Raw genomic sequence first — 16005 nt, 5'->3', positions numbered from 1 at the left:
GAACGCCCCGCTGGTGGGGGATCAACGTCTTCGTCCTCCTCGCCATCCCGTTCTGCCTGTTCATGGGGACCCTCGGGCGTTGAGCCGCGGCACCCCGCCCCGGCTGGGGCGGGTCGGTCCGGGCCCGGGGGCCGACGGACCGCGCCACCGCCTGGGCCGTGCGCCTCTCCTCCCTCCTCGCCCTCGCCGGCGCCTCCGTCGGTTTCCTCATGGTCCGGCCCACGCCCGAGCAGCTCGCGCAGGACGACCCGGCGATCGTCGGCGCGCACTGCGTCGGAGTCCCCGACGGCGGCCCTGGCATGCCTCTCACCGGCTGGTCCAGCACCGGCGGCGACCTGCGCATCGCCCACTTCTTCGGCATGCACGCGCTCCAACTGATCCCGCTGGTACTGCTCCTGCCGGCCGCTCTGGCCCCGCGCCTCGTGCGGCTCGCCGACGAACGGACCCGGCTGCGGCTGGTCCTGATCGCGTCCGCCGCGTACGCCGCCACCTTCGTCCTGCTCGCCTGGCAGGCACTGCGCGGCCAGGCCCTCCTCTCCCCCGACGGCCCGACCGGCGCCGCGGCCGGCGCCGTCGCCCTCCTCACCGCCGCGGCCACCGTGCTGGCACTCCGCTCCCCCTCCCGGTCGGCGTCCCCCTCCCCTCACCGGCTCGCGGCCTGACCGGCCCGGCCCCTACCCTGACGCCATGCGATACGAGGATCGGGCGGTGGGGGCCGTGCTGGGGTCCGCCGTGGGAGACGCCCTGGGCGCTCCTTTCGAGTTCGGGCTTCCCGGGGTGTTCCGCGAGCGGTTCCCCGACGGGGTGGGCGAGATGTGCGGAGGCGGTGGATGGGAGCCCGGGGAGGCCACCGACGACACGCAGATGGCCGTGCTCGTCGGGGAGTCGCTCCTCGAACGGGGCGGCCTCGATCCGGCGGACCTCTTCGGCCGCTTCCGCCGCTGGGCCGCATCCGAGCCGAAGGACATCGGGCTCCAGACCGAGGCCGTACTGCTCGGCGGTGACCCCTGGGAGACCGCCGCCGCCCTGCACTTCCAGGTCAACGGCCGCGGCGCGGGCAACGGTTCGCTGATGCGGGCCTCCACCTCCGCCGTGCACTTCGCCTCCGCCGGCCGCGCCGCCACCATGGACGCGGCCCGGCGGATCGCCGCCCTCACCCACGGGGACGCCGCCGCCTGGGAGGGCACCGCCGTGCTCCACGAACTGGTGCGCGTGGCCCTGCTCGGCGAGGACCCGCTCGCGGTGGTGCCCGACGTGCTGGGCGACGTCGCGGAACCCCACCGGGAGCGGTGGGCGGTCGCCCTCGCCCCCGGTTGGCGTCCGGAGGACGCCACGGAGTTCAACGGCGCCGTCTGGCCCTGCCTCGGCTCCGCGCTCTGGGCGCTGCGCACCACCACCTCCTTCGAGGCCGCCGTCGCCGCGGCGATCGACCTGGGCGGTGACACCGACACGGTCGCCGCCGTGACCGGCATGCTCGCCGGAGCCGTGTACGGCCCCGTGGGCATCCCGGCCCGCTGGACGGCCGCCCTGCGCGTCCCCCTGCCGGGGTTCGGCGACCGGGTCCTGCGCGCCCCGGAACTCCGCGACCTGGCGCTCGCCCTGCTCTGAGCCGCCGGACCCGCCGCCCGGCGCACCTCGCGCCGCCGCCCCTCCCGGCCCGGCCGCGCCGGGCCGGGCGCTTCGCCCCCGGCTACCGCGCCCGCACCGTCGCCCGGACGTCCCGGTCCGGCTGGAGTGTCAGAGCCGGCACCGGGTGTATCTCGCCGGCGTCGACGTCGAGGCGGAAGCGGCGGGCCAGGACGGCCAGGACCAGGACCGCCTCCACCATGGCGAAACGGGTGCCGAGGCAGACCCGGGGGCCGCCCCCGAAGGGGTACCAGGCGTACTCGGGTATCTCCTCCGCCTCCGAGCCCTCGCTCTCGCCCCCGCTCTCCCCCTCGCCCGCGCTCATCCACCGCTCGGGGCGGAACTCCAGCGGGTCCCGGTACCACCGCCCGTCCCGGTGGGTGACCCACTGGCTGCTCCAGACCCGTGTGCCGGCCGGCACGGGGGCGCCGCCGAGGGTGGCGCCCTCCTTCGCGATGCCGGTGATGAGCCAGACCGTGGGGTAGAGCCGCAGGGTCTCCTTCACCACGGCCTGGGTGTACGTCAGTCGGGCGTAGTCGTCGAAGCCGGGGTCGCGGTCGCCGAGCACGCGGTCCAGCTCGGCCCCGAGCGCCTCCTGGACCCGGGGGTTGCGGGAGAGGAGATACCAGGCCCAGACGAGGGTGGAGCTGGTGGTCTCGTGCCCGCCGATGTAGAGGGTGACGGTCTCGTCGCGGATCTCCCGGTCGGAGAGGCGGGCGCCGGTCTCGTCCTGGGCCGTGAGGAGCCGGCTGAGCAGGTCGGGCCGCTCGCCGTCCCCGTCGCGGTGGCGGGCGACGACCCGGGACACCTCGGCGTCGATGACGGCGGTGGCCCGTCGGACCCGGGCCCGCCCGGGGGTGGGGACCCAGTCGGGCAGGACCGCCCCGATGCCGCTGAACTCGGCGCCGATCTCCTGCTGGGCGACGTCCATGGCGCGGCCGATGGACGCGGCGTCGGCGGCGGTGTCGACGCCGAAGATGGTGCGGACGGCGATCAACTGGGTGAGGGCGGCCATCTCCCGCTTGATGTCGACCCGCTGCCCGTCGGTCCACCGCTCGGCGAGGTCGACGGCGCACTCGGCCATGGTGGCCGCGTAGGACTTGACCTGGCGGGGCCGGACGGAGGGCTGGACGAGGGAGCGCTTGCGCCGCCAGTCGGCGCCCTTGGAGACCACGACCCCGTTGCCGAGCAGGGTGCGGAAGGCGATGCCCAGGTCGGGCTGGTCGAAGGTCCGCTCCACCTCGGTGAGGAGCTCGCCGACGGTCTCGGGGTGGGCGATGAACAGCGCCGGAGTGCGGCCGAAACGCCAGCGGACGAAGTCCCCGCGCTCACGCAGCCGTTCGAAGAAGGCGAGCGGGTCCTTGCCGAACTCCGGCAGGTTTCCCAGTACGGGGACGCCTCGGGGGCCCGGTACGGTCTTCCGCCCGTCCGCCGTCGTGGAGACGACGGCGGACGGACCGGCGTGCGTGGTCACGTGCGTTTCCTTCCGCAGGAGGTGCGTGGTGGTGCCCCAAGTACTCGTTCTGCTGTGCGAGTTCATGGAAGCGGAAGGAACCGCGCCTTCGCCACCCCTGTGGATGACGCCCTGTGGAAAACGCCCTGCGGCCGTGCTCCTGTGGGCCTGTCAGCCCACGGAGCTGTAGGCGACGACACCCCTGAGCAGGCTGTCCACGGCCTTGCGGGCGTTCTTCGCCACCGTGCTGTTCTCCCGGGGCGCGGCGGCCGCGATCTGGCCGAGGACGTCGATGACCTGCTTGCACCAGCGGACGAAGTCGCCGGCGGGCATCTCGGCCTCGCGCAGCACCTCGTCGAGCCCCTTGTCGGAGGCCCACTGGTAGGCGGCCCAGGCGAAGCCGAGGTCCGGCTCGCGCTGTCCGACGCCCTCCGCCTGGTGGAGCTTGAACTCCTCCTCCAGCGCGTCGAGGCGTCCCCAGATCCGCACCATCTCGCCGAGCGCCGCCTTGGCCCTGCCGGTCGGCAGCTTCGGCGCGACGGCGTCGTCGGCCTGGCGGGCCTCGAAGACGAGCGCGGAGACGCAGGCGGCCAGCTCGGCCGGGTTCAGTCCCTCCCACACGCCCTCGCGCAGGCACTCGCTGGCGAGCAGGTCGAGCTCGCCGTAGAGCCGGGCGAGCCGCTTGCCGTCGTCGGTGACCTCGTCCTCGCGCAGATAGTCGAGCTCGGTGAGGAGGGCGACGATCCGGTCGAAGGTGCGGGCGATGGTGTTGGTGCGGCCCTCGATCCGCCGCTCGAGCTGCCGGGTGTCGCGCTGCAGCCGGTGGTAGCGCTCGGCCCAGCGGGCGTGGTCCTCGCGCTCGTCGCAGCCGTGGCACGGGTGCGCGCGGATCTCGGTGCGCAGCCGGGCGATCTCGCGGTCGTCGGCGGCGGCCGAGCGCTGCTTGCGGTGCCGGTCGGGGTTGATGTGCCCGGCCTTGCTGCGCAGCGCGGAGGCGAGGTCGCGGCGGGACTGCGGCGACCTCGGGTTGAAGGACCGGGGGATCCGCATCCGCTCCAGCGGCTCCACCGGGACCGGGAAGTCGATCGAGGCGAGCCGCTTGACCTGCCGCTCCGCGGTCAGGACGAGCGGACGGGGGCCGTCGTGGTGCTCGAAGCCGCGGTGCCCGTTGGTGCGGCCGGCCGGGACGCCCGGGTCGAGGACGAGGGCGAGGCCGGCGAACTTGCCGGTGGGGACGTGGATGACGTCGCCGGGCTTGAGCCGCTCCAGGGAGGCGGCCGCCTGGGCCCGGCGCTGGGCCGCGCCCTGCTTGGCCAGCTCGGTCTCGCGGTCCTTCAGCTCGCGGCGGAGCCGCGCGTACTCCTCGAAGTCGCCGAGGTGGCAGGTCATGCCCTCCCGGTAGCCCTGGAGGCCCTCCTCGTTCTTCTGGACCTGCCGGGAGATCCCGACGACCGAGCGGTCGGCCTGGAACTGGGCGAAGGAGGTCTCCAGGAGCTCGCGGGAGCGGTGCCGGCCGAACTGGTCGACCAGGTTGACCGCCATGTTGTACGAGGGCTTGAAGCTGGAGCGCAGCGGGTAGGTGCGGGTGCCGGCGAGGCCGGCGAGGTGGCCGGGGTCCATGCCGCGCTGCCAGAGGACGACGGCGTGGCCCTCGACGTCGATGCCGCGGCGTCCGGCGCGGCCGGTGAGCTGGGTGTACTCGCCGGGGGTGATGTCGGCGTGCTGCTCCCCGTTCCACTTCACGAGCTTCTCGAGGATCACCGTGCGGGCCGGCATGTTGATGCCGAGGGCCAGGGTCTCGGTGGCGAAGACGGCCTTGACGAGGCCGCGGACGAAGAGCTCCTCGACGACCTCCTTGAAGGTGGGGAGCATGCCGGCGTGGTGGGCGGCGATGCCGCGCTCGAGACCTTCGAGCCACTCGTAGTAGCCGAGGACGTGGAGGTCCTCGCGGGGGATGCTGGCGGTGCGCTCCTCGACGATCTCGCGGACGCGGCGGCGCGCCTCGTCGTCGTTGAGCCGCAGGCCCGCGTAGAGGCACTGCTGGACGGCGGACTCGCAGCCGGCCCGGCTGAAGATGAAGGTGATGGCGGGCAGCAGCCCCTCGGCGTCGAGCCGCTCGATGACCTCGGGCCGTCCCGGGGTCCAGATGCGGGAGCGGGCGCGCCGCTCGCGCTCGCGGTCGGCCTCGCGGACCATCTTGCCGCGGCGCCGGTCGCGCGGGTTGTACGTGCGCGAGTTCTCGGTGCGGGCCAGGCGGAGCAGGTCGGGGTTGACCTCGCGGCGGGAGGAGCCGCGGCCGCCGTGGTCGGTCTCCTCCTCGAAGAGGTCGTACATCCGGCGGCCGGCCAGGACGTGCTGCCACAGGGGCACGGGGCGGCTCTCGGAGACGATGACCTCGGTGTCGCCGCGGACGGTGTCGAGCCAGTCGCCGAACTCCTCGGCGTTCGACACGGTCGCGGAGAGCGACACCAGGGTCACGGACTCGGGGAGGTGGATGATCACTTCCTCCCAGACGGCGCCGCGGAAGCGGTCGGAGAGGTAGTGCACCTCGTCCATGACGACGTAGCCGAGGCCGGAGAGCGCCTGGGACCCCGCGTAGAGCATGTTGCGGAGGACCTCGGTGGTCATCACGATGATCGGCGCGTCGCCGTTGACGCTGTTGTCGCCGGTGAGCAGGCCGACCTTGGCGTTGCCGTACCGCTTGACGAGGTCGGCGTACTTCTGGTTGGAGAGCGCCTTGATGGGCGTGGTGTAGAAGCACTTGCGGCCCTGGAGCAGGGCGAGGTGGACGGCGAACTCGCCGACGATGGTCTTGCCGGAGCCCGTGGGAGCGGCGACGAGCACGCCCTTGCCCGCTTCGAGGGCCTGGCATGCCTCGATCTGGAAGGGGTCCAGACCGAAGTCGTACATCTCGCGGAAGGGGGCCAGCGCGGTGGCCTGCTCCGCGTTGCGGGCGCGGGCAGCCGCGTACGCCTCGGCTGGTGTGAGGTCCTCTGTCATCTTGTTGTCGAGCCTACCCGCCCCCTCTGACAGTGACGCGATCTTTATCGACCGGCTTCGGCCCCGCCGGCCGGGGGGGCCAGGACGCGCAGCGCGGCGGGTCCCCCCGGCTGGAGTCCGGGGGGACCCTGCAAGATCAGGTGATGTCGTCGTAACCGTTCAGCCGGTGCTGCCTGACGCCGTCCGACTCGCCGGTGGCCTGCTCGGGAAGGGCCCGGACGGCGGACACGGTCTCGATCTCGCCGACCGCCTCGGGGGTCAGGTCGATCACCGATGCCTCGTCGTCGTCGAGCTCGGCGTCGGGGTTGTTGCGGCGGCGGCGCCTGTCGTTGAGGAGCGAGAAGCCGACGGCCGCCCCGTACAGGATGGTGATCGGTCCGGCCAGGGCGAGCATGCCGACGGGGTCGGTGGTGGGGGTGATGATGGCGCCGAAGACGAAGACGCCCATGATCACGCCGCGCCACCAGCCGGCCATGCGGCGACCGGTGAGCACTCCGGTGAGGTTGAGCATCACCAGGACGAGCGGCAGCTCGAAGGCGATGCCGAAGACGAGCACCATCCGCAGGGTGAAGTCGAGGACGTCACCGAGCGAGAGGATGTTGGCGGAGCCGCCGGGCGTGAGGCTGATGAGCACCTTCACGCTGATGGGAAGGATGAGGTACGCGAGGTAGGCGCCTGCCGTGAAGAGCGGGACGGCGGCGCCGACGAAGGCGTACGTGTACTTCTTCTCGTGCTTGTGCAGTCCGGGCGCGACGAAGGCCCAGAGCTGGTACAGCCAGACGGGGCTCGCGACGACGAGGCCCGTCGTCAGGGAGAGCTGGATCGTCGTGCTGAAGGGCGCCATCAGCGTGTTGAAGGAGACGATCGCGCAGTTGCCGCCGTCGCTGGTGACGTTCGGGCCGCACTTGGGCACCGACTTCGTCAGGAACTGCATCAGGTCCTCGCTGTACACGAGGGCCACGACGGTCACCGCGGCGATGGCCAGCAGGCCCTTCGCGAGGCGGTTGCGAAGTTCACGCAGGTGTTCCACGAGGGGCATGCGGCCCTCGGGATCCTTCTCCTGCTTGCGGGCAGACTTGAGCAACCCACGTCCTCATCTCGTGCGGCAGCCGCCGCCCGGTGCGGCGGCCGCGGCGGACCGGGTCAGCGCTTGGTGGTGTCGGTGGGCTCGCTCACGGGACGCGAGCTGGTCACGTCTCCGGGGGCGGCCTGGATGGTGCGCGGCGCGGGCTGGTCCTGGGTGCCGGCGTGGGGTGGGTCGGCGGGGGCGCTCTGCTGGTCGTCGGACTTCATCGCCTTGGCCTCGCTCTTGAGGATGCGGGCGGACTTGCCCAGCGAACGGGCCATGTCCGGCAGCTTCTTGGCGCCGAACAGCAGGATGATCACGACGAGGATCAGAATGATCTCGGTGGGGCCGAGCCTACCCATAGCTGTTTACCTTCTTCACCGAGGCGACATTGGAGTGCGTGCCCGGCCGGTCGGACATGCGTCCGGCCACCCGCGCTGCAAGCGATCGTAACCCGCAGGAGTAAACGGGCGGCAATGCCTGTGCATACGTGCGATTGCGTCCCGCGCCCGCGGGCCGCGTGGGTCCCGCGCAGCGTACGGCACGAATTCAGCGCAGCGTCTCACCCGTTCGCGCCAGGTCGACGGCGGCTCGTTCGAGGTCTTCCGCGGCCTGATTGATGCGCTGTGTGGTGCGGGCCACTTGACGGCCGAGGCGCTGGGCCTCCAGGAAGACCTTGATGCCGAGGACACCGAGGACGGCGATGCCGAGAAAGCCGAGGGCGATGGCGAGCATGGGCCAGAACATGGGGCGAGCCTAGACGTTCCGGGCGGCGGCGGGTTCAGCCGGTGGTGTGCAGGCGCAGGGTGCGCACGCCGCCGCCGGTGAGCAGCTCCACGATCCGCTCCCCCGCGGGCTTGCGTACGGCGCTGCCGCACTCGGGGCAGGTGAAGGAGTAGAAGGTGGTGCGGCGGCTGGCGCCGATGGCGAGCCGCAGGGCGCTCGGGGAGAGTTCGAAGCGGGACCGGCAGTCGGGGCAGGCGGCCTTGAAGTGGACCGGGGCGACCGACGCCGTCAGGCCGGGCATTGCGGACATTTCGCTCAACTCTCCCCACTGCGCTACGGGTACGCCTCTCACTGGGAACAGCGTCCGGTCACCCCGGAACGTCACATTCCCCCTGCTGTCGCCGCCGGTCGTCTGCCGCGGTCCGACGGGACCTGCGCCGCTCAGCCCTCGTAGGCGGCCAGCGCCGCGGCGGCGGCCTCCCGCGCGCTGTCCGCGAGCTCCCGCGGGGCGACGATCCGCCCGTCGCTGCCGAGCCGCAGCGCCAGCCGCCGCAGCGAGGCGGGCGCCGGGGTCCGCAGGGTGATCCGCAGCCCCCCGTCCGGCAGCTCGTCGGCGCGGTCGTGCGGGTAGTACTCGGCGACCCAGCGGCCCCCGGGCCCGACCTCCACCACGACCTCCGGGTCCTCGGCGGACGGCTGCACCAGCCCCTCCGACAGGTCCCGCAGCTCGAGCTCCGGCGGCGCGGCGGGCGCGTCCAGGAGACGGATCTCCGCGACCCGGTCGAGCCGGAAGGTGCGGCGCGCCTCGGACAGCCGGCACCACGCCTCCATGTACGTGTGGCCGACGGCGAAGAGCCGGATCGGGTCCACCTCGCGCTCGGTGAGCTCGTCGCGCGCCGGCGAGTAGTAGCGCAGCCACAGCCGCCGCCGCTCGGAGATCGCCCGGTCCACCTCGGCGAAGACCCCGCCCTCGGACTCGAAGGTCACCGACAGGCGGGAGCTGGCTCCGGCCGCCTCGCCGGCCGCCGCCTCCAGCTTGGCGGTGGCGCGCAGCAGCGCCTCGCGGTCGCCCTCGCGCAGCCCGGGCAGGGTCGCCACCGCCCGCGCGGCCACCAGCAGGGCGGTCGCCTCGTCGGCGGCCAGACGCAGCGGCTCGGCGACGTCGTCGGGGTTGTGCCACCAGATCCGGTCGCCGTCGGTGTCGATGTCGAGCAGGTCGCCGCCGCGGAAGCTGGTGCCGCACATCGGCAGGACGTCGAGGTCCGAGATCAGCTCGTCCTCGGTGATCCCGAAGGCGCGGGCGACGTCCGCGACGTGCGCCCCGGGGCGCTCGCGCAGATACGTGACGAGGGACAGCATCCGCCTCGTCTGGTCGATGGCGTTCGTGGCCATGGTCGTTCCTCTCCCCCTCAGCCCTTGGCCACGGCGCGCAGCCGGTCCACGACGTCGGCCCGCAGGTCCGCGGGCTCCAGCACGACCACGTCCGGGCCGAACTCCACGAGCCAGGCGTCGAGGCCGTGCCCGTACGGGATCTCCAGCTCGTCCCAGCCGTCCGCGACGCCCTCCGTCACGGACTGGGCGCGGGCGCGCAGCGGATAGCCGCAGCCGGCCCGCAGCCGGATCCGGGCCGAGCGGGTGGCGGTCTCGCCGGCCCAGCTCTCGACGGTCTCGCGGACGGTGACGACATCGGGCACCGGCGCCGTGAAGGCACCGGCCCGGGAGCGCACCTTGCCGGTGATACGGGACAGCCGGAAGACCCGCTCGGCGCCGCGGTCCCGGTCCCAGCCCGCCAGGTACCAGTGGCCGCGCCAGCACTCCAGGGTCCACGGCTCGACGTGCCGGGTCTCGGGGCGGGCGGCGTTGGCCTTGCGGTAGTCGAAGACGACCGGCCGGCGGTCGCGGCAGGCCAGCATCAGCGGCTCGAACGCGGCCTCGTGGACCGGGATGCGTGGCTCCAGGGCGCTGGCCTGGGAGTCGTACGCGTCCTCCGCCTCCGGCATACCGGCGGCGCGCAGCTTCTGCAGGGCGCCGCTCGCGGCGCCGGCCAGCCGGGCCTGCTGCCAGACCTTGGCGGCCAGGCCCAGCGCGGCGGCCTCCTCGGCGTCCAGGGTGATGGGCGGCAGGCGGTTGGAGTCGCGGCGGGCCAGGTAGCCGGTCTCCCCGTCCAGGTTCTCGACGGTCTCGATCACCAGGCCGAGCTCGCGCAGATCGTCCTTGTCGCGCTCGAACATCCGGTTGAAGGCGTCCTCGCCGGTCGCCTCCATATACGCCTCGATGGAGGCGCGGAGCTCCCGCTTGCTCAACGGCCGGCGGGTCCCGAGCAGGCACAGCGCAAGATTCATCAGCCGCTCGGCCTTGGCAATCGCCATCGACGCCCCGCACCCTCTTCTGCCGGATTGACTTGGTGAGACGTCCGACGGTACCGCCCCGGGGTGTCCTGACAAAAGCCGGGACGGAAGCGCGGACACGCCGAGGGCCCCCGCCGTGGAGGCGGGGGCCCTCGGGAGACCCGGTGGTCGGGTCAGCGCTTCTTGGTGACGTCCACCAGGTCGCAGACGAAGATCAGCGTCTCGCCCGGCTTGATCTTGCCGCCGGCACCACGGTCGCCGTAGGCGAGGTGCGCGGGGATGACGAGCTGGCGGCGACCGCCGACCTTCATACCCTGCACGCCCTGGTCCCAGCCCGCGATGACCATGCCGGCACCCAGCGGGAAGTCCAGCGGGGCGCCCCGGTTCCAGGAGGCGTCGAACTCCTCACCGGAGTCGAAGGACACACCGACGTAGTGGACCTTGACCGTGTCACCGGCCTCGGCGACCTCGCCGTCGCCCTCCCAGATGTCCTTGATCTCCAGATCGGCCGGCGGCTCGCCGCCCGGGAAGTCGACCTCGGGCTTCTCGATGCTCACTGCAGTGTGCTCCTCATACAACTATGAACCGCGCAGACGACGGTCTGCACGACCCCGACAGTCTTACATCTTCGCCAGGATGTCGACGGCGAACACGAGCGTGGAGTTCTTCGGGATCCCCTGCTTCTCCTGGTCACCGAATGCCTCCGACGGCGGGGCGACGATCAGGACCCGGCTGCCGACCTTCTTGCCCGCGATGCCGTCCTTCAGACCCTTCAGGGTGAGCTGGTCCAGCGGGAAGTTGGCCGGCTTGCCCGTCGTGTACGTCGAGTCGAAGACCTTGCCGTCCTTCCACAGGGCGGCGACGTAGTTCACGACCACCGTGTCGGTGGCCTTCACGACCTCGCCCTTGGACTCCAGGACGTAGGAGGAGACCAGCTTGGCCGGCGGGTCCGTCTTCGGGACGGTCAGCGAAGGGGCCTTGCCGTCGGCGTTGGTGCCGACCTTCGGCAGGTCCTTGTTCTCCTGGGCGACCTCGGTGCCCGCGGCGGACTTCGGGATGGTCACCGCCTTCAGGATGTCGACCACGAACACGAGGGTCGCGTTGGGCTTGATGTCGCCCTGGCCGTTCGCACCGTAACCGAGCTCCGGCGGGATGCCGATCTCGACACGGCTGCCGACCTTCTGGCCCTCCAGGCCCTGGTCCCAGCCCTTGATGACCTGACCGGCGCCCAGGGTCAGCTCGAAGGGCTGCTTCCGGTCGAAGCTGTTGTCGAAGGGGGTCGTCGAGTCCCACGACTGACCCAGGTAGTTCACCTGGAGCGCGTCGCCCTTCTTGGTCACCGCGCCCTTGCCCTCGCTGATGACGTTGACCTTGAGGGATTTCACGGGGTCGCCCGTGCCCTTCGCGAGGGTCGGCTTCTCCCCGAACTTCTCACCCGCGGTGATGGCGGGAAGCCCGTTCTTCATCGAACCGGAATCGGAGCCCTTGTCGTCGCTGCCGCAGGCCGCTGTGGAGAGCAGCAGCAGGGGGACGACGAGCAGGCCGGCAAGTCGGCGCACTAGTTCCTCAGATCTCAGACGGCACAGTGGTTGTCCGGACACTCTAGGGGGTGTCTCGCCGATCATGCCGGGCTCGCGACGCCTGGCACGCACGCTCGCCGCGTTGTCGTCGGTCGCCGATGTCCCCCAGGCTTCGCCCGGGAGGTGCCCCCACCGCATGGACTCCCTCCTCCGCCTTGCGATCGCACGCACCAGACGCCGCTCCCTGATCCGGCCTGATCGACAAGACACCCCCTGGGACCGTCCTGTGATGACGTCGGCCCCGCACGTGGAACGTGCGGGGCCGGGCCGTCCGTGCCGGTGGGCCCTGCCGGTGGGCCGTGCCGGGTTTGTGCGGGTCCTACATTCCGGCGATCAGCTTTTCCACCCGGTCGTCGACCGAGCGGAACGGGTCCTTGCACAACACCGTGCGCTGTGCCTGGTCGTTCAGCTTCAGGTGCACCCAGTCGACGGTGAAGTCCCGGCGCTGCTCCTGGGCGCGGCGGATGAAGTCGCCGCGCAGCCGGGCCCGGGTGGTCTGCGGGGGCACCGACTTGCCCTCGAAGATCTTCATGTCGTTGCACACCCGCGCCGCCTGGCCGTTCTTCTGGAGCAGGTAGTACAGACCGCGGCGGCGGTGGATGTCGTGGTACGCGAGGTCTATCTGGGCGACCCGCGGGTGCGACATCGTCATGTTGTGCTTGGCCCGGTACCGCTCGATGAGCTTGTACTTCATGACCCAGTCGATCTCGGTCTCGATGCGGTCGAGCTGCTCCTGCTCGATGGCGTCGAGCGTACGGCCCCACAGCTCCAGGACCTGGGCGATGGTGCCGCTGCGGATGCCGCGGCGGTCGACGAAGTCCGCCGCCTTCTCGTAGTACTCCCGCTGGACCTCCAGGGCGGATGCCTCGCGGCCGCTGGCGAGACGCACCTTGCGCTGGCCGGTGACGTCGTGGCTGACCTCGCGGATCGCCCGGATCGGGTTCTCCAGGGTCAGGTCGCGCATCACCGTGCCCGCCTCGATCATGCGCAGCACGAGGTCGGTGGCGCCGACCTTGAGGAGCATGGTCGTCTCGGACATGTTCGAGTCGCCGACGATGACGTGGAGCCGGCGGTAGCGCTCGGCGTCCGCGTGCGGCTCGTCCCGGGTGTTGATGATGGGGCGCGAGCGGGTGGTGGCGGAGCTGACGCCCTCCCAGATGTGCTCGGCCCGCTGGGAGACGCAGTAGACGGCGCCGCGCGGGGTCTGCAGCACCTTTCCCGCCCCGCAGATCAGTTGGCGGGTGACGAGGAACGGAATGAGGATGTCCGCGAGCCGGGAGAACTCTCCGTGGCGGGCGACCAGATAGTTCTCGTGGCAGCCGTAGGAGTTTCCGGCGGAGTCGGTGTTGTTCTTGAAGAGGTAGACGTCGCCCGCGATTCCCTCCTCGTGCAGGCGGCGTTCCGCGTCGACGAGCAGTCCTTCGAGAATGCGCTCGCCCGCCTTGTCGTGGGTGACCAGTTCGACCACGTTGTCGCATTCGGGAGTTGCGTATTCCGGATGCGAACCCACGTCCAGGTACAGGCGGGCGCCGTTCCGCAGGAAGACATTGCTGCTGCGGCCCCATGACACGACACGGCGGAAGAGGTAGCGCGCCACTTCGTCAGGAGACAGTCGGCGCTGTCCCCTGAACGTGCACGTGACGCCGTACTCGTTCTCCAGCCCGAAAATGCGGCGGTCCATGTCTGAACATTACGCCTGAGAGCCTGCGCTGAAACCGGGTTCGACGGCCCCGTTTCGATCATTTTCCGATGAGTGCGTGTTCTTTTCGGTCGGTCCGGCGGCGGCCGCACCGCTTCCGGTGCCCCCGTCGACGGCGTGTCGCGTGGCCACGGGGGGCCCGAGCACCCGGCCGGTGGCGAGGAGCACCAGGAAGGCGACGAAGCCTCCGGCACCGGCCACGGCGAAACCGGCGGGGGTCCCGGCGAGTTCGACGGCGGGGCCGGCGACGGCCGAGCCGAGGGCGGCGCCCACGCCGAAGGTGGTGACCAGCCAGGAGAACGCCTCGGTGACCGTGCCGCGGGGCGCGTGGCGGTCGACGACGATGAAGGCGCACGCGATGGCGGGGGCGAGGAAGACACCGGAGAGGGCCGCGAGCGCGGTCATGGCGACCGGGCCGGGTACGAGCACCAGCGGCAGGTAGAAGACGGCGAGCAGCAGCACCAGGACCCGCAGCCGCCGCTCGGGCGGCCCGGCCCACCGGCGGGCGCCGTAGGCGACGCCGCCGACGAGGGCGCCGAGGCCCAGGGCGGCCATCAGCCAGCCGTAGACGGCCGTGTCGCCGCGGTCGTCGGCATAGGCGACGCCGGCGACCGTGATGGAGCCGAGGGCGAGCCCGACGAAGAAGAACGAGGCCAGCAGGGCGAGCAGCCCGGGCGAGCGCAGGGCGCCCAGCCAGTGGGCCTCGCGGGGCGCCGAGCGCCAGGCCCGGGAGGGCTGGGAGAGCACGACCGACAGGGCGCCGAGGACGCCGAGGACGTTGATGACCAGGAGCGCGGCGGCGGGCGACCAGAGCGCCACCAGGACGGTCACCAGCAGCGGCCCGACGGTGAACATGACCTCCTGGGCGACGGCGTCCAGCGCGTACGCCCGGTGGACCCGGTCCTCCCGGCCCAGCACGCTCGGCCACAGGGCCCGCAGGCCGCCTTCGAGGGGCGGGGTGAAGAGTCCGGCGACCAGGACGGCGGCATAGGCGAGGAGCAGGTCGCCGATGCCGGTGAGGGCCAGCGCGGCCATGCCGAGGGCGGAGATCACGGCGGCGGGCAACTGGACCCGCGGCTGGCCCTTGAGGTCGACGGCGCGGCCGAGCAGCGGCTGCCCGACGGCGGTGGCGACACCGTAGGCGGCGACGAGGCCGCCGGCCAGGCTGTAGCTGCCGCCCTCGGCGCGGGTGAAGACGGTGATGGCGATGGGGCCGGTGCCGTTGGGGAGCCGGCCGACGAGGGTGCCGGTCAGCAGGCGCGCCGCGTGGGGAGCGCGCAGGATGTCGAGGTAGCCGCCGTTCGCCGTGGCCTCGGTGGCCATGTCGTCTCCCTCCCGGGGCGGCATCCGCCCGAGGTTTTACGTATAACGTCCGGAGTCATACGTACCATGACCCCGAGGCGCCGGTCCACCCCGAGCGCGAGATCGGATCGGCGGAGAGCCGCCGCGGAGGTACGAGTGCACACCCCGGAGCCCACCGCCGGAAGCCGCCCCACCAGCCGCGACGTCGCCCGCGCCGCCGGGGTCTCCCAGGCCACCGTCTCCCTGGTCCTCGGCGACAAGTGGCGCGGCCGCGTCTCCGCGCGCACCGCCGACTCCGTACGCGCCGCCGCCCGGGAACTCGGCTACCGGCCCAATCTCGCCGCCCGCAACCTGCGCCTGGGCCGCACGCGCACGGCCCTCCTCGTCGTCCCGGCCCTCACCAACGAGTTCTTCGCCCACGTCTACACCGGAGCCGCCGCCGTGGCCGCCCGGCACGGCTTCGGCGTCGTGCTCTATCCCTCACCCGACGGCACCGGCCCCGCCAAGGACCCCTTCGCCTCCGCCCAGGCGGCCCTGGACGGCGTCCTGGCCTCCTCCATGGCCACCGACGCCCTCGCGGCCTTCCACGGCTCCGACCTGCCGCTCGTCATGCTCGACAGCGACCCCGCCGACCCCGGCGCCGCCGCGCACGTCAACCTGGACGTCGCCGAGGGCATGCGACGCGTCACCGGCCACCTGCTGGGCCTCGGGCACCGCCGCTTCCTGCACCTGGCCTCCGCGGTCCCCTCCTGGACCTTCGACGTCCGCGCCGCCGCGCTCGCCGACGCCCTCCACGGGACGGAGCTGAGCACCGTACGGGCTCCGCTGAACGTCGCCGGCGCGACGGAGGCCGCCGCCCGGGCGCTCGCCGCGCCCGGCCCCCTCCCCACGGCCGTGATCTGCGACGACGACATCCTCGCGGCCGGTGTCTGCAAGGCCGCCCGGCGTCTCGGACTGCGCGTCCCGGAGGACCTGTCCGTCACCGGCTTCGACGACATGGCGCTCGCCACCGCCGTCGAGCCCGAGCTCACCACCGTCCGGCTGCCCGCCGGGGACTTCGGCCGGCGCGGCATGGAGGCGCTTCTCGCCGTCCTCGACGGCGAACGGCCCGCTCCCGTCGACCTCCCCGTCGAACTGGTCGTCCGCGGCTCCTCGGGCCCCGCCCCGGCCTGAACCGGCCGGGCAGCCCCGGCACGGACGAGGGC

General features: G+C 72.3%; 15 protein-coding genes and 1 pseudogene. 4 read left to right on the top strand and 12 right to left on the bottom strand.

Annotation, left to right across the window (positions count from 1 at the left end; translation table 11 throughout):
* The 3 genes and pseudogenes from ABZ135_RS35485 to ABZ135_RS35475 form a co-directional block, all read left to right on the top strand.
* A pseudogene (locus tag ABZ135_RS35485) lies at positions 1-80 on the top strand (SURF1 family protein); the annotation flags it as partial.
* A 78-nt stretch (positions 81-158) separates the two neighbouring features.
* A complete protein-coding gene (locus ABZ135_RS35480; RefSeq protein ID WP_356701931.1) occupies positions 159-662 on the top strand; it encodes a hypothetical protein in 504 nt (167 codons plus the stop codon).
* 25 nt (positions 663-687) lie between these two features.
* On the top strand, positions 688-1608 hold the full coding sequence (locus ABZ135_RS35475; protein ID WP_356701929.1) for an ADP-ribosylglycohydrolase family protein: 921 nt from the start codon (positions 688-690) through the stop codon (positions 1606-1608).
* Between the two features lie 82 nt (positions 1609-1690).
* Here the strand turns inward: ABZ135_RS35475 and ABZ135_RS35470 are convergent, their stop codons facing one another.
* The 12 genes from ABZ135_RS35470 to ABZ135_RS35415 form a co-directional block, all read right to left on the bottom strand.
* Positions 1691-3100, bottom strand: coding sequence for a cytochrome P450 (locus tag ABZ135_RS35470; RefSeq protein ID WP_356701927.1), 1410 nt, complete (start codon positions 3098-3100; stop codon positions 1691-1693).
* A 150-nt stretch (positions 3101-3250) separates the two neighbouring features.
* Positions 3251-6079, bottom strand: coding sequence for a DEAD/DEAH box helicase (locus ABZ135_RS35465; protein ID WP_356701926.1), 2829 nt, complete (start codon positions 6077-6079; stop codon positions 3251-3253).
* 136 nt (positions 6080-6215) lie between these two features.
* Positions 6216-7118 (bottom strand): twin-arginine translocase subunit TatC, encoded by a 903-nt coding sequence (tatC, locus tag ABZ135_RS35460; RefSeq protein WP_356701933.1) that lies wholly within the window; start codon positions 7116-7118, stop codon positions 6216-6218.
* Between the two features lie 104 nt (positions 7119-7222).
* Positions 7223-7507 (bottom strand): Sec-independent protein translocase subunit TatA, encoded by a 285-nt coding sequence (tatA, locus tag ABZ135_RS35455; RefSeq protein ID WP_356701924.1) that lies wholly within the window; start codon positions 7505-7507, stop codon positions 7223-7225.
* Between the two features lie 187 nt (positions 7508-7694).
* Complete coding sequence (locus tag ABZ135_RS35450) at positions 7695-7892, bottom strand: hypothetical protein (RefSeq protein ID WP_356701922.1); 198 nt, start codon at positions 7890-7892, stop codon at positions 7695-7697.
* Positions 7893-7926: 34 nt separating this feature from the next.
* Positions 7927-8181, bottom strand: coding sequence for a hypothetical protein (locus ABZ135_RS35445; RefSeq protein WP_356701920.1), 255 nt, complete (start codon positions 8179-8181; stop codon positions 7927-7929).
* 131 nt (positions 8182-8312) lie between these two features.
* The gene (locus tag ABZ135_RS35440) at positions 8313-9263 is read right to left on the bottom strand and encodes a WYL domain-containing protein (protein WP_356701918.1); all 951 of its coding nucleotides are present in this window, start codon (positions 9261-9263) and stop codon (positions 8313-8315) included.
* A gap of 17 nt (positions 9264-9280) precedes the next feature.
* On the bottom strand, positions 9281-10240 hold the full coding sequence (locus ABZ135_RS35435; protein ID WP_356701916.1) for a WYL domain-containing protein: 960 nt from the start codon (positions 10238-10240) through the stop codon (positions 9281-9283).
* 152 nt (positions 10241-10392) lie between these two features.
* Positions 10393-10776, bottom strand: a complete 384-nt coding sequence (locus tag ABZ135_RS35430; protein WP_356701914.1) for an FKBP-type peptidyl-prolyl cis-trans isomerase — start codon at positions 10774-10776, stop codon at positions 10393-10395.
* A 63-nt stretch (positions 10777-10839) separates the two neighbouring features.
* Complete coding sequence (locus ABZ135_RS35425) at positions 10840-11778, bottom strand: FKBP-type peptidyl-prolyl cis-trans isomerase (RefSeq protein ID WP_356701913.1); 939 nt, start codon at positions 11776-11778, stop codon at positions 10840-10842.
* 340 nt (positions 11779-12118) lie between these two features.
* Positions 12119-13480 (bottom strand): Pup--protein ligase, encoded by a 1362-nt coding sequence (gene pafA, locus ABZ135_RS35420; protein WP_356701911.1) that lies wholly within the window; start codon positions 13478-13480, stop codon positions 12119-12121.
* 9 nt (positions 13481-13489) lie between these two features.
* Positions 13490-14821: an MFS transporter gene (locus tag ABZ135_RS35415; RefSeq protein ID WP_356701909.1), complete on the bottom strand. Its 1332-nt coding sequence runs from the start codon at positions 14819-14821 to the stop codon at positions 13490-13492.
* Positions 14822-14956: 135 nt separating this feature from the next.
* On the opposite strand from ABZ135_RS35415, the gene ABZ135_RS35410 reads away from it, so the two are divergent.
* Complete coding sequence (locus ABZ135_RS35410; protein ID WP_356701907.1) at positions 14957-15973, top strand: LacI family DNA-binding transcriptional regulator; 1017 nt, start codon at positions 14957-14959, stop codon at positions 15971-15973.
* Positions 15974-16005: the final 32 nt, after the last annotated feature.

The organism is Streptomyces sp. NPDC006339 (assembly GCF_040612775.1).
In the GTDB taxonomy this organism is placed as follows: domain Bacteria; phylum Actinomycetota; class Actinomycetes; order Streptomycetales; family Streptomycetaceae; genus Streptomyces.
Note: the sequence above shows the minus strand (reverse complement) of the source record. Positions and strands in the feature narration are given on the sequence as shown.

Excerpts from the sequence above, each read along its gene's own strand:
- ABZ135_RS35475 (WP_356701929.1), top strand. The coding sequence starts at position 688 with ATGCGATACGAGGATCGGGCGGTGGGGGCCGTGCTGGGGTCCGCCGTG.
- ABZ135_RS35465 (WP_356701926.1), bottom strand. The coding sequence starts at position 6,079 with ATGACAGAGGACCTCACACCAGCCGAGGCGTACGCGGCTGCCCGCGCC.
- tatC (WP_356701933.1), bottom strand. The coding sequence starts at position 7,118 with ATGCCCCTCGTGGAACACCTGCGTGAACTTCGCAACCGCCTCGCGAAG.
- tatA (WP_356701924.1), bottom strand. The coding sequence starts at position 7,507 with ATGGGTAGGCTCGGCCCCACCGAGATCATTCTGATCCTCGTCGTGATC.
- ABZ135_RS35450 (WP_356701922.1), bottom strand. The coding sequence starts at position 7,892 with ATGTTCTGGCCCATGCTCGCCATCGCCCTCGGCTTTCTCGGCATCGCC.
- ABZ135_RS35445 (WP_356701920.1), bottom strand. The coding sequence starts at position 8,181 with ATGTCCGCAATGCCCGGCCTGACGGCGTCGGTCGCCCCGGTCCACTTC.
- ABZ135_RS35440 (WP_356701918.1), bottom strand. The coding sequence starts at position 9,263 with ATGGCCACGAACGCCATCGACCAGACGAGGCGGATGCTGTCCCTCGTC.
- ABZ135_RS35435 (WP_356701916.1), bottom strand. The coding sequence starts at position 10,240 with ATGGCGATTGCCAAGGCCGAGCGGCTGATGAATCTTGCGCTGTGCCTG.
- pafA (WP_356701911.1), bottom strand. The coding sequence starts at position 13,480 with ATGGACCGCCGCATTTTCGGGCTGGAGAACGAGTACGGCGTCACGTGC.
- ABZ135_RS35415 (WP_356701909.1), bottom strand. The coding sequence starts at position 14,821 with ATGGCCACCGAGGCCACGGCGAACGGCGGCTACCTCGACATCCTGCGC.